This is a genomic window from Roseixanthobacter pseudopolyaromaticivorans, assembly GCF_043195145.2.
Lineage (GTDB): Bacteria > Pseudomonadota > Alphaproteobacteria > Rhizobiales > Xanthobacteraceae > NCEH01.
Genome location: NZ_CM195539.1, coordinates 3,652,835 through 3,665,980, shown reverse-complemented (window position 1 = coordinate 3,665,980; position 13,146 = coordinate 3,652,835). Strand labels below are relative to the sequence as shown.

Sequence of the window (13,146 nt, the reverse complement as noted above, 5' to 3'; positions counted from 1 at the left end):
TTCTTTTGTGCCAGTCGGGCGCATGGCGCAAGAGGCAGCGTTGCGACCTCGGCGGTTCCCTCCCTGCGTGGCCGCTGATAGCTTCCCCGCACAGGCGGCAAATGTGAGGCCGCCGCGCGCCGGTCGGGCGATGAGGAGAGGGATGATGGCACTGGACGAGATCGCGGTTCGAGCAACGGGCGACGCGGCGCCGAATGATCTGGACGCATTCTGGATGCCCTTCACCGCGAACCGCTCTTTCAAGAAGCGCCCGCGTCTGATCGCCCGCGCCAAGGATATGCACTATTACACCCCCGAAGGCCGCGCGATCCTCGACGGTGTCGCAGGCCTATGGTGCACCAATCCTGGCCATAACCGGGCGCCGGTGGTGGAGGCAATCCGCAATTCCGCGAGCGAGCTGGATTTCGCCCCCACGTTCCAGTACGGCCACCCCAACGCCTTCAAGGTGGCGAGCCGCATCGCCGCCCTTGCGCCCGGCGATCTGGACCATGTGTTCTTCTGCAATTCCGGCTCGGAAGCTGTGGATACGGCCCTGAAGATCGCGCTGGCTTACCAGAATGTGATCGGCCAGGGTGCCCGCACCCGCCTCATCGGCCGCGAGCGCGGCTATCACGGGGTCGGCTTCGGCGGCATCAGCGTCGGCGGCATCGTGCCGAACCGCAAGATGTTCGGCTCCCTGCTCGCCGGGGTGGACCATCTGCCGACCACTTATGACCGCCAGCACCAGGCCTTTACCAAGGGCGAGCCGGAATATGGCGCCCATTTCGCCGACGAGCTGGAACGCCTGGTGGGCCTGCACGACGCTTCCACCATCGCGGCGGTGATCGTGGAGCCCATGGCCGGCTCCACCGGCGTGATCCCCTCGCCGAAGGGCTATCTCAAGCGCCTGCGCGAGATCTGCGACAAGTACGGCATCCTGCTGATCTTCGATGAGGTCATCACCGGCTTCGGTCGCCTCGGCTATGCCTTTGCCGCCGAGCGTTATGGCGTGGTGCCCGACCTGATCACATTTGCGAAGGGCGTGACCGCCGGCGCCGTGCCCATGGGCGGCGTGCTGGCGCGGGCCGGCATCCACGATGCCTTCATGCGCGGGCCCGAGCATGTGATCGAGCTGTTCCACGGCTATACCTATTCGGCCCATCCGCTCGCCTGCGCTGCGGCGCTCGCGACCCTGGACCTTTATGCCGAGGAAGACACCTTCGCGCGCGCCCGCAAGCTGGAGCCCATGTGGGCGGACGCGGTGATGAGCCTGAAGGACAAGCCGGGCGTTCTGGATATCCGCACGGTCGGCATCACCGCCGGCATCGACCTTGCGCCGCGCGACGGGCAGCCCGGCCTGCGGGGCTATTCCACGCTTGATGGGGCGTTCCATGATCTCGGAATCATGGTGCGCGCCAGCGGCGATACCATCGCGCTGACGCCGCCGCTGATCATTTCCGAAGACCAGATCGGGGAATTGATCGAGAAGGTGGGAAAAGCGATCGAACTTTACGCATAACGCCCCCTCGGGGGCGCGAACATCGCACATGGCGGCGCGGCGGCACCCGGATGGGTGCCGCCGCTCTTTCTTGCGCAGGTCATTTGCTTGCGCAGCTCATTTGCCTGCGCAGGTCAGATCCGCCCTGTGAGCGCCAGCACAACCACGATGATGAGGAGGACGCCCACGATTCCGCCGGGGCCATAACCCCAGCTGCGGCTATATCCCCAAGTCGGCAGCGCGCCGACGAGAAGCAAAACTAAGATGACAAGCAGAATTGTGGACATGGCGTTGTGGTCTCCCGGCCTCTGAGTGCCTTGACAACGCCTGATTTCGCGGATGGTTCCCGTTAAGACGCAGCCGACGACTATAAAGCGTCGGGCGCAGTCTGGGCGATGGGCGCGGTGGCGCGCAGTAGCCAGGCGCAGGTCTCAGTGTCCAGCAGCGGCCCCACCCGCACGGCCACCTCAGCGTGATAGGAATTGATCCACTCGATCTCGGTTTTCGTGAGCAATTCCAGAGCCATCAGTCGCTTTTCAAACGGCGCGAGGGTGAGCGTCTCGAACCCCAGGCTCGGCCGCTCCCCGCCTTCGGGATGGCGCGGCTCCACCAGGATGAGATTTTCCAGCCGGATGCCGTAGGCATTGGATTTATAATAGCCCGGCTCGTTCGAGAGGATCATGCCGGCCTTCAGCGGCACATGGCCGAGCTTGGAGATGCGCGCCGGCCCCTCGTGCACTGAGAGCCCAGCGCCCACCCCGTGGCCGGTGCCGTGATCAAAATCGAGCCCATGGGCCCAAAGAAATTGCCGCGCCAGCGGATCGAGCTGCGCCCCGCTCACGCCGACCGGGAAAACCGCGCGGGCGAGCGCGATGTGACCCTTCAGCACCAAGGTGAAATGCCGGCGCATCTCCGCCGTCGGCTCCCCCACCACCAGGGTGCGGGTGACGTCCGTTGTGCCGTCCGGATATTGCGCGCCGGAATCGAGGAGAAACAATTCTCCGTCGTTGACCAATCGGTTGGTGTCCTTGGTGACGCGGTAATGCACGATCGCCCCGTTGGGGCCGGCGCCGGAAATGGTGGGGAAAGACACGTCGTTCAGCGGCCCGCTTTGCCGCCGGAAGGTCTCCAGCGCTTCCACCGCGCGAATCTCGCTGACCGTTCCGCTCGGCGCGGTCTCTTCGAACCACTTCAGAAAGCGTGTCAGGGCGACGCCGTCGCGCAGATGTGCCGCGCGCATGCCCTCGATCTCGGCCGCATTCTTCACCGCTTTGAGCAAAGCAATGGGATCGGCGCCTTTCGAGATGCTTCCGCCGGCCTGCTCGATGATTTGGGCGAGTGCGACCGGGGCGGTCGCCTGGTCCACGCGGACCGTGCGCCCCTTCGCAAAGGCCGCGAGCCGAGGGCCGAGGGCGCCTTCCTCCGCAATGTCGGCCACATCTTCCAATTGCGCGCGCACGGCATTGGAGAGCTTCTCGGGCGCGATGAACACCTCCGGCCGCCCCTGCGCCGGCACCAGCGACCAGGAGAGCACCAGCGGGGTGTGGCTGACGTCGGCACCGCGCAGATTGAACAGCCAGGCCGTCGCGTGCGGGTCGGAAATCAAGGCGCCGTCGAGCTTTTCCGCCACCAGCGCCGCTTGGACCTGGCTTAGCTTCTCCCGCGGGCTGGCACCGGCGCGGGCATCGTCCAGCAGACGCGCGGCGGCGCGCGGCGGTGCGGGCCGGTCGGTCCAAAGGCGGGCGATGGGATCGTCCTCGACCGCGACCAGGATGCCGCCGGCCTTGGCGACCGCCTGGGAGAGCTTGTCCTTCATGTCAAGGGTGGAGCGCCACGGGTCAAACCCCAGCGAGCAGCCCTTTGGCAGGTGTTCGGCGATCCAGCGCTCCGGCGTGATGTCGGCGAGCGGCACAACGGTGAAGGCGGTGCCGTCCACCTGCGCCGGTGCCTGGAGGGTGTAGCGCCCATCCACGAACAAAGCGGCTTCGTCCTTCAGCACCACGCACAGGCCAGCCGAGCCGGTAAAGCCGGTGAGCCACGCGAGGCGCTCTTCCGCCGGGGTCACATATTCGTTCTGATGCGCATCGGCGCGGGGGATGACGTAGCCGTCCAGCCCGCGCGCGGCCAGTTCCGCGCGCAAAGCGGCAAGACGCGCCGGCCCCAGCCGACCGTCGGCGGTGTCCTCGAACGTTTGAAAGAGCGCTGAAAACGCGGCGGGATCAGCGGCGGGAGCGGCAGGCTGGGTCTGTGACATGCGGTAATTTTAGGAGCGAAGCGCTTCGCCTGCAATTCGTACCGGCGCGCGGGCGCAGGCCTATTGCGTCTGCCCGGCGACGAAGCAGCGGTTGCGCCCGGCCTTCTTGGCCGCGTAGAGCGCCACGTCGGCGCGCGCCAGCAATTTGCGGAGCGGCTCCGGCGGGCGATATTGCGCGACGCCGAAACTGGCCGTCACCACCCGCGTATCCGGCACCGAATCGAAGCGGGTGCTCTCCAGGAGCAGGCGCACGCGCTCGGCAAACTGGCGCGCCCCCTCCGCGTCCGCCCCGGTCAGCAGGATGGCGAATTCCTCGCCGCCGATGCGGCCGATGACATCTTCCGACCGCATGGTGTTCAGCAGCAGCGCGCCGAACTCCTTCAGCACGGCATCTCCCGCCCCATGGCCATAGGTGTCGTTGAGCGTTTTGAAATGGTCGATGTCGCAGGAAATCAGGCTGATCGGGCGCCCTCCCGCGCGCGTCATGTGCGAACCGGCGATGCGTTCAAAGCCGCGCCGGTTCAGCAGCCGGGTGAGGAGATCGGTGTCGCGGTCACGCTCCATGTCGCCGAGCATGTCGGCGACAGTGGCCGCGAGCAGGGACAGGGCCATGACCGCGCCGAAGATGGCGAGGCTCACCTGGAGCACGAGCCAGAACACCGAGCGCCCGAAACTGCGGACGCCCCCGCCGAGGTCGGGATCGATGGTGGCCGTGGTGCGGATGAAGAAGTGGAAGGCGAAGGCGACGAGAACCCAATAAAGGAATCGATCGATGAAGCGGCCCGAGGTCCAACTCACCAGACGCATACAAATATAGAGGAAAACAAATCCGCATCCGAAATTGATAATGTAAATACGGGCGATGAGGCTGGGCTCGATATAAAAGAAATACCAGATCGGTATCATGATCGCGCAAAATATAACAATCATCGCGAGCGTGCTTAAGCGCTGGTCGGCGCGTTGCAAAACGCCGCTGCCGATCAGGATCACGCTCGTGGTGTAAAGCAGCGCGGTGAGAATGGTGTTTTGGCCAACATCCGCCGGCCAGAATGTAATCTGCAGAATTGCGGCCAAGCTGTAGACGAAGCACGCCGCCGAAAACAGCAGGATATAATTGCGTGTGCCGCCGAATGCCCACAGTCCGAGAAAACAAAATGAAAACAGCGCCAATATTGCCGGCCCGATGAGGGCCAATGCAAAATAGGTATCGGGAGCGGGGGGCATCTGTGCGTAAAGCTCGGACCGGTCGCTGGAAGGGCCTTATTCTTGTACCGGGTTAACACGGGCGGGGGAAGTAGGCCTCGTGTATCGATTTGAGGCTGCAACTGGCACGCTTCACTGGCCCGGCGGCTGGTCCACCGGGCCAATTCACATCGTCTCGTCCCTTGGTCTCGTCGCGGTCAGTAGGACACGAAGGCGCCGGCGAACAGGCCCTCGCCGCGGCTGTCGCCCGCCAGCTTGAAGCGGTATTGCGCGGTCAGGTCCACATAGGACATGGGGGCGGTGTATTTGTCCTCGCGGAACCACCACCGCAGGTTGACGCCGGGGCCTGCCCCGAGGGTGCCGGGGGTGTCGAGCACCGAATCATAGGCCCCGCCGATCGCCAGGAACGGCGTGACGATGAGATTGTCATTGATCGGCTTCACCCGATAGGAATGGCCCCAGCGGAATTCGAAGCTGCTGACCGATTCGGGAAGCTCCACGTAATAATTGGTGTCGGCGTAGAACTGCCAGTAGTTCCAGTCGTTCACGTCCACCCGCAGGTCGCTGCCCTCGCCGTTGGAATAGGCGGCGCGCAGCAGCCAGTCGTTGCGGGAATAGGCACCGATCGGGAACAGGCGGCTCGCCTCCAGCACCAGGTTCTGGTCCTTCAGCGGCTTCCACCGCACGCCCACGCTGCCTTGCATGGTATCGACGCCCGTCGGCCCGCCCTTTTCGTCATAGAGGGTGGTGAAGACGCGGCCGAACACCTCGAAGATCGAGCCGTCGCGATAGCCGATGCCGGGCGGGCGCCAATAGACCTCGGCACCCGATTGGATCGTGTGGCCGCCGGGGCCCGGCGGCGGGGCAAGCGGGGACCCGGGCATGACGCCGACCGCGCCGTAGCTCACCGAGGCATAGGCACCCCACGTGCGCTCCAGCTCGCCCACTTCGCGGCGCAGGCCGAACACGGTCTGTGCCGGCAAGGGCAGGGCGCCGTCCGCATTGGCGTCGATGGCCCGCTTGAACAGGGCCGCCGATTCCGCGTTCTGATATTCGTGCTTGGCGGCATAGGCGGCATCCACCAGCACCATGCCGCGGCGCAACCCGGTGGTGGAATCCACTTGGTGGAAATATTTGTAGGCGGTCGCCGTGTCGCCGGCCTGATTGGCGAGATAGGCGACGTCGAGCGGCTGCATGGCGCGCAGTTCGCCTGAGGCGAGTGCCTGCTGGAACCGCGCCTTGGCTTCGTCCTTGCGGCCCAGCGCCACCAGTTCGCCGATCACGGCGCTGGAGATATTGGCCCGGTCTGTCGGCGTGCGGGCGAGGCGATAGGCGAATTCGAAGGCTTCCAGCGCCTCCTCGTGGCGGCCCAGCGCCTGGAGCGCGAAGCCGCGGCGGGCCACCACATCATAGCTGCGCTCACGTCCGAGGGGGGCGAGGGCGTCGAGGGCGGCCTGCGGGTCCTTCGCCCCCATATAGGCGTCCACCAGGGCAAGGCGCACGCCGCGCACATCGTTCGCCGGCAGGCGGCCGCTGCGCAGGGCGGCGGCGAAGTCGGAGGCCGCGCCGCCATAACGGCCGAGCCGCTGGCGCAGGTAGCCGCGCTGCACCACCAGCGTCGTTTCGCCCGGGAAGGCGGCGATGGCCTGGGTGGATGCGGTTTCCGCCTCCGCCGTGCGGCCGGCGGTGGAAAGCGCGTTGATGAGGAACTGGCGATAGGTGACGTTGCGCGGGGAGAGTTCCACCGCGCGGCGCGCCTCGCTGATGGCGAGCGCGTAGTTGCGGGCCTTGAGCGCCCGGATCGAGGCATCGGCGGCTTCGTAGCCGGGGTCGCTCGGCACGCCGGAACCGGCGTTGGTGCCGCCCGCGAAGACCGAGCAGATGATGCCGTAATTGGTGGATTGGCACAGCGGCACCGGCGCCACCAGTGCGGGGCGCTGGCGGTTCGGGTTGGCCAGCATCGCCTCGGCGGTCTTGCGGAAGCTTTCGACATCCGCATTCTTCACGTCGTCGAGCGCTTTGAGGATCTTGATGGCGTCGTCCGGCTTGCCGGCCGCAAGGGCGGCATTGGCGGCGATCAGGCTGTAGTTAAGGATTTCCTGATCGGTGAGGACGTTGGAGGCGAGCACCTTGTCGAAATCCTGCACCGCGCCGGCCCGGTTGCCGGTGGCCTGGAGCAGATAGGCGCGCAGGATGCGGGGTAGGACGTCGTTCTCATCCTCCTCCACCGCGCTTGCGGCGGCGGCGGCGGCTTCCTTGGTCTGGCCGGCGGCCATCAGGGCCTGGATCAGCACGATGCGGAACACCATGGCGTGCGGCGCCTGCTGCACCGCTTTCTTGGCCGATTCCACGGCCGCCTTGGGATTCTTCTCGGCCATCTGCTTCAGCGCCAGCACGGCGGAAGGTTCGCCGAGGCGCGTCTGCGCCATGCCGCGCAGGCCGAGCAGGGCGGGATCGTCCTCGCCCGCCGCGATCGCTTCGCCGATGGCGGCGTCGAGGGCGGCGAACTGGTTGGAGCGCTCCAGCGTGTCGATCAGCAGGCGGCGCCAGGCGGCGTTCGAGGGGCTGACCGCGAGCGCCTCGCGGATGCGCTTTTCCGCCAACGCGTAATTGCCGTCCGCATACGCCTTATAGGCTTCGTCGGCGGCCTTGAAGCCGGGATTGGCGACGCCGCCGGCGCCCGGCGGCGTGGTGGCGGGCACCAGCGTGCAGGCCGGTCCATAAGGCGTGTCGCGGCACTTCTGATAGGGCACCGGCAGCGTCTTGAAGGCATCCTTCGGCACGATGCTGGGGGTGGCGTCCTGCGCGCTCGCGGCATCGCGGCGCGCCTTGACGGCTGGGTCCTGGGTATCGCCGAGCGGATCGAGAATCTTCAGCGCCCGGCGCGGATTCCCGGCGGCGATGGCAGCATCGGCGATCACCAGGCGCACGTCGCGCGCGTCCGGGCCGGTGAGCACCTCGTCGGTCAGCGCGCTGTCGAAATCCTGGTTCGCTTCGTTGATGCGGCCGAGGCGCTCGCGCAGATAGCCGCGCAACACCTGAGGCAGGAAGGATTTGGGATCGACCGCAATGGCCGCGGTCGCGGCCTGCTCGGCAGCCTCGATCTGGTCGTCGGCGATCAGCGCGTAGACCAGCAGGATGCGATAGCTGAGGTCGTCGGGCACGAGCGCGATGGCCTTGCGGATCTCCGCGAGCGCGGCCTTGGGATTGCGTGCCTCGAGCGCCTTGTTGGCGGCGAGCGAGGGCGCCTGCGCCAGCACCTTGCTCTGGCTGCGCAGGCGGGCCGTGATCGTCGGGTCCTGGACGCCGGCGGCGATTGCGTCTTTCGCCGTCGCGACCGATTCCGCGACATTGCCCTGTGCGTCGAGCGCATCCATGAGCAGAAGCCAGAGCCGGGCGACATCGGGCCGTAGGCGCAGCGCCTCGCGCGCCTGGGTGGCGGCGGTGGCGTAGTCCTTGGCCTGATAGGCGGCGTACGCCTTGTCGGCGGCTGTCCATGCCGGCCCCACGAGGGCCGGCTCCTGAGCGAGCGCTGGGCTGTGGGCCATCAGTGCAATGCCGCTCACCGTCATCGCCAGCATGGCGGCGGCGGTGACCCTGCGCATGCGTCCCATCGCCTGAAGGCGCATGGGACGGCTGATCTCGGAGAGATGAATCGCGGTAGTCATGACGCTACCGTCGGATATTAAGGTTAAATCACAGTTAAGGTTAATCGATCCGAATGAATCGGCGCCCTTTTCTTCGATTAACTTTTGTTAAGTACAAAATTTACTTCTTGGAAAGAGATTGTTTAGGAAGGGGAAAGGTCTCGTTTACAAAGCGTAAACCAGTATTTACGAAGAGTGAACGGGTGCGGGAGCGCTGGCGCACACGCGGCGTCGGCATCAGCGGCGGACGCCCGCGCATGGGAATGAGCAGGAACAGGCGCGCGCGTCGGTTCGCGCGGGGTGCGCGCGCCGTTGCACCGAGCCCCGGACCGGGCTCGGCCGGGACGGGATGTCGGCCCGTCGCGCTCTAACGCTGCAAGCGGTGTCTCAGCGCCCGATCGCCGCGACCATGCGGTCGCGCCACACCTGCGGGGCCACGATGGAGGGCGCATCCCATTGGCCGGTCGCGTCCGGGCCGCTCTGGAACTGTCCTTCGTTGAACTGCCACACGATCACTTGCGGCGGCTGCTTGGCGAAGCCGGGAGAGCCGACATATTGCAGGAACGTGAACCACGGTCCGATATTGCCCACGTTCCAGGTCAGCGAAACCGGGCGGTCAAGGGCGTTGGAGAGCTTCTGCGGGAAGCCGAGATAGGGCTGGACGAAGCTGTTGCCCACCACATGCACCGGCGCGGGCGCGGCATCCAGAAGGCCCTTCTTGTCCTCGGGGGGAACGCGCACGGTGTAGAGGTCCGGCCCCACGGCCTTCTGCTGGTCCGGCGAGAGGAAGCGCTGGGCGAGATCGCCGAGATTGCGCTGGGTCACCCATTCGCCCAGCTTGTCGCCGGTGCCGGCCGCGCCGGACAATTTCACGCTCGCCTTGATTACCTTGGCCACCGCATCCGCCGCGGCTTCGGCGGACCAGGCGGTCCAGTGATAATCCGCCCGGAAGAAGATGGTCTGCTTGCCGGTTTCCACCGATTTCAGAGCCGGCCGCAGGTCGATCGCCTCAAGCCCGTTCTGCTTCAGCTGGGCGAGGATGAAATCATAGCGCGCCTTCACCTCGGCGGAGACCGCGGTGCCGTCGGGCAGCTTGTCGGGATAGAAGGTGGCCTTGAACGGCACCACCACCGGCACCAGCAGGATATTGCGCGCCGCGAGGCGGTCCTTGGTGTCCTTGATCAGCTGCACCACGCTCTGGATGGCCGCGGAATTCGAGGTGGTGAGGCTTTCCCACCCCGGGAACAGCCAGCCGCCCTTGCCCATGATGATGATCGGCCCGTCGGCGGCCCACGCCGGAAGGCCGGGCAGGGCGGCGCCAGCGAGCAAAGCGGCAGCGGCGAGGAGGGCGCGGCGGCGCGTGACGAGCGTCATGGAAGGTCCCTTTCGAGATAACGCCGTTCGGCATCGGTGAGAGGCTGGGTCAAGGCGCGAACCGGCCATTCCCAGACAACAAGCTTGGTGCGCGGGAGCAGGTCGGCATGGCGCTCCAGCAGATCGAGGATGGCGCCGGCAAAGCCGCCGCCCGCGAGGCTGCGCTGGACCACTTCGCGCGCAAGCGCGGCCTGCAATTGCTCGAGGAAGCCCGAGTTCAGGGAATAGGATGAGCCCGCCAGGATTATGGCGGGCGCCGGGACATCGTCGAGCAGCCCGCCGGACCGGGTCAGGGTCGCGGAGATATCGCGGACGTCGTCGGGCGCCGGGCCGAAAATAGCGGCGGTGCTCCGCAGGTTGGCGAGCCGCATGAGATCGCCCGGGCGTGGATGAACCGGCCCTTCGGCCAAGGCGACCGGGGTCGTTCCCGTGCCCAGAATGGACTTGGCGATCGCCGCCACTTGCCCCGCCGCGAAGCCCGCGCCCGTGGTGTTCCAATGGGTGTCGGTGCGCAGGAAGCCCGGTGTCGGCCAGTTCAGCGCGAGGTTCGCCTGTCGCAGCCCGTTGCCTTCCGAATTGCCGCGCCAGGAGGCGAACCGGTTGCGCGCTTGCTCCGCCACCGGCAGGCCGCAGGTTTCATCGTGCGCCAGGTCCACCTTGTCCGGCACCGGAAGCACCACCAGCGCGACGCCGCGCTTGGCAAGATCGGCGGCGATCTTGCGCGCCAGCCGCACGCGCGCGGCGAGGAAGGTGTCGCCGTTACGGACTTCCAGGATTTCCTCGGCGAGGAACAGCCATCCGGGACAGCCGGCGCGCACCAGCGGGCCGGCATCGCCGATCGCGGCATAGAGCGCGCCCGCCACCGCCCCGTCCAGCGCCTCGCTGTGCGGCACGCCGGTGGCGAAGGTGCGGTCGAACGTGGCGGTGAACTGCCCATTGAGCAGCGTGGAGACGGTGAGCGGGGCATAGGCCGCGCGCGCCTTTTCGCTCCACAGATACGGCAGGCTGGCCGCCATGCCGACGAAACAGACCAGCAAAAAGGCCGCGGCGTAGACGAGGTGGAGTTTCGCGCGCATGGCCGTCTCCCTCCCTCAGAACTGGAAATACAGGAAGGGCACGACCGTGCGCCCTTGCAGCACGAACACCGCCACCAGCCACAGCGGCAGCGCCCCCCACAGCCGCACGACACTGCCAAAGCGCGCCGCCGGTTCGCTGAACCGGCCGATCAGCGGCACATATACCATCACGATGCCCAGCAGCAGCGTGGCGATGATGGTGGGATGCAGTGTGGCCAGGAATTCCTGCGAGGGCGCCGTCCCGTTCGCCCCGGTCAGGCCGTTGAGCGCCACCGCGAATTCATCCCAGGTCTGGGCGCGGAACAGCAGCCAGCCGAACATGACGAACAGCAGCGTCGTCACGTGGCCGAGCACCGCCGGCGCCTTGGGCAGGCCGGCCGCCGACGCGAGACGCAGCGCCATGAGGCCGAGCCCGTGCCACAGGCCCCACACCAGGAAGGTCCAGCTCGCCCCATGCCACAGGCCGCCGAGGCCCATGGTGATGAGCAGGTTCACGCACAGCCGCCACAGCCCGCCGCGATTGCCGCCGAGCGGGATGTAGAGATAGTCGCGTAGCCAGGTGGACAGGGAGATGTGCCAGCGGCGCCAGAATTCGGCGAGCGTGACGGAGAGATAGGGATTGTCGAAATTCTCGTGGAATTTCAGCCCCACCATCAGCCCGAGCCCGATCGCCATGGAGCTGTAGCCGGCGAAATCGAAATAAAGCTGCAGCGTATAGCCGAGCACCGCCAGGGCCACGTCCGCCGTGCTTGGATGGGCAAGGGAATATCCCGCGTCCACCATCGGCGCGAGGGTATCGGCGATCAGCACCTTCTGGGCGAAGCCGAGCATGAAGCGCTCCACCCCGATGGCGAATTCCGCCCGGTCGAAGGCGCGGGCGTGCAGGCGCTCCGCCACCCATTGATAGCGCACCACGGGGCCCGCCACGAGGTGGCCGAACATGGACTGGTAGGTGGCGTAATTGATGAAGCTGCGCTCCGCCGGCACGGTGCCGCGATAGACGTCGACCGAATAGGAGATGGCGCCGAAGACGAAGAAGGAGAGGCCGATCGGCAGCAGGATCGCCTGCCAGCCGGTGAGCGGAGCGCCGAGCGCGATGGCGGTGCCAACGAACAGATTGGCGTATTTGAACCAGATCAGCGCCGCGAGCGGCCCGGCGATGGCGACGAACAGCGGCCATCCGCGCTCATGGTCCGCCCGCCGGGCGATCCACAGGCCGGTCACCCAGGACCAGATGGCGATGCCGACGATGAGCGGCAGGAAGTCCACCCGCCACCAGGCATAGAACAGCCAGGAGAAGCCGAGCAGCGTGACATTGCGCCAGCGTGCCGGGGTCAGGCCGTAGGCGACCAGGAACACCGGCAGGAAAAGGAAGATGAAGCTGTCGCTGGCGAAGACCATTGCGGACCGACAGTCCTTTCGCGATCAGTTGGCGGGGCCGCGATAGGGTTCGGTCTCGTCATTCTGGCCGGCGAGCACGGGGGCCTGCGCTGTGCCCACCAGGAACAGGCTGTAATGGTCCCCGGCCTTCAGCGGCGGCAGCTTCAGCGGCGCGGAGACCGCATCCCCGCAGCGCCCGACAAGGCTGGCCTCCACCGGATTGATCGCCCGCTGGCGGCTCGCCATGGGGGGCACCGCATCGAACACGGTCGGCCCGTCGGCCACCGCAAGCGTGGCGGTGCAGCCGGGCGCGAGCGCGTAGAAACGCAGCATGGCCTTGAGATCGTCCCGGCCCTCGGTGGAATCCGCCAGCGCTTCCAGGCGGAAGCCGGCGCCTTCGGGCAGCAGGACCAGGGTGGAGAAACCATCGGCCGCGGGGCTCGCGGCGCCGGAGACCGGCTTGCCGTCCGCGGTGACCGAGACCGGCTTTCCGCCCGGCACCACGCGATAGACGCTCGCGCGCGGGCCGCCGGGGCCGAGGGTCGCCTTCGCGCCTTCGCCGAGCCCCACCACGACCGCCGCCTCGGTGGGATTGAGCACCCGCACGAAGGCCGAGCCGGCCGGCGGCTTGGCTGCGTACAGCCGCGCAAGCGGCGTCGCCTGGGCGAACGCCTCGCAGGCCACCAGGGTCAGGAGGGCGGCGAGAATTGCAGTGGTCGGAACACGGGTCATCGA

At 66.8% G+C, this 13,146-nt stretch carries 9 protein-coding genes; 1 reads left to right on the top strand and 8 read right to left on the bottom strand.

Going from position 1 to position 13,146, the window contains the following annotated elements; all coding sequences use genetic code 11:
- The first annotated feature begins 145 nt into the window (after positions 1-145).
- Entirely contained in the window at positions 146-1,498 is a 1,353-nt protein-coding gene (gene aptA, locus V5F68_RS17255) for an omega-aminotransferase AptA (RefSeq protein WP_394014242.1), read from the top strand.
- Between the two features lie 113 nt (positions 1,499-1,611).
- On the opposite strand, the gene V5F68_RS17250 is transcribed toward aptA, so the two are convergent.
- From V5F68_RS17250 to V5F68_RS17215, 8 genes are all read right to left on the bottom strand, one after another.
- Positions 1,612-1,764: a DUF3309 family protein gene (locus V5F68_RS17250; protein WP_348844211.1), complete on the bottom strand. Its 153-nt coding sequence runs from the start codon at positions 1,762-1,764 to the stop codon at positions 1,612-1,614.
- A gap of 80 nt (positions 1,765-1,844) precedes the next feature.
- A complete protein-coding gene (locus tag V5F68_RS17245; RefSeq protein WP_394014241.1) occupies positions 1,845-3,731 on the bottom strand; it encodes an aminopeptidase P family protein in 1,887 nt (628 codons plus the stop codon).
- 60 nt (positions 3,732-3,791) lie between these two features.
- Positions 3,792-4,955 (bottom strand): GGDEF domain-containing protein, encoded by a 1,164-nt coding sequence (locus V5F68_RS17240; protein WP_394014240.1) that lies wholly within the window; start codon positions 4,953-4,955, stop codon positions 3,792-3,794.
- A gap of 176 nt (positions 4,956-5,131) precedes the next feature.
- The gene (locus tag V5F68_RS17235; RefSeq protein ID WP_394014239.1) at positions 5,132-8,602 is read right to left on the bottom strand and encodes an NfrA family protein; all 3,471 of its coding nucleotides are present in this window, start codon (positions 8,600-8,602) and stop codon (positions 5,132-5,134) included.
- A 366-nt stretch (positions 8,603-8,968) separates the two neighbouring features.
- Positions 8,969-9,955: an alginate O-acetyltransferase AlgX-related protein gene (locus V5F68_RS17230; RefSeq protein ID WP_394014238.1), complete on the bottom strand. Its 987-nt coding sequence runs from the start codon at positions 9,953-9,955 to the stop codon at positions 8,969-8,971.
- Entirely contained in the window at positions 9,952-11,031 is a 1,080-nt protein-coding gene (locus V5F68_RS17225) for an alginate O-acetyltransferase AlgX-related protein (protein ID WP_394014237.1), read from the bottom strand. Before V5F68_RS17225 ends, V5F68_RS17230 begins: the two co-directional genes overlap by 4 nt.
- A gap of 15 nt (positions 11,032-11,046) precedes the next feature.
- Positions 11,047-12,432, bottom strand: a complete 1,386-nt coding sequence (locus V5F68_RS17220; protein WP_394014236.1) for an MBOAT family O-acyltransferase — start codon at positions 12,430-12,432, stop codon at positions 11,047-11,049.
- A gap of 24 nt (positions 12,433-12,456) precedes the next feature.
- Positions 12,457-13,143, bottom strand: a complete 687-nt coding sequence (locus V5F68_RS17215; RefSeq protein ID WP_394014235.1) for an alginate O-acetyltransferase AlgF — start codon at positions 13,141-13,143, stop codon at positions 12,457-12,459.
- Between the last annotated feature and the right edge of the window lie 3 nt (positions 13,144-13,146).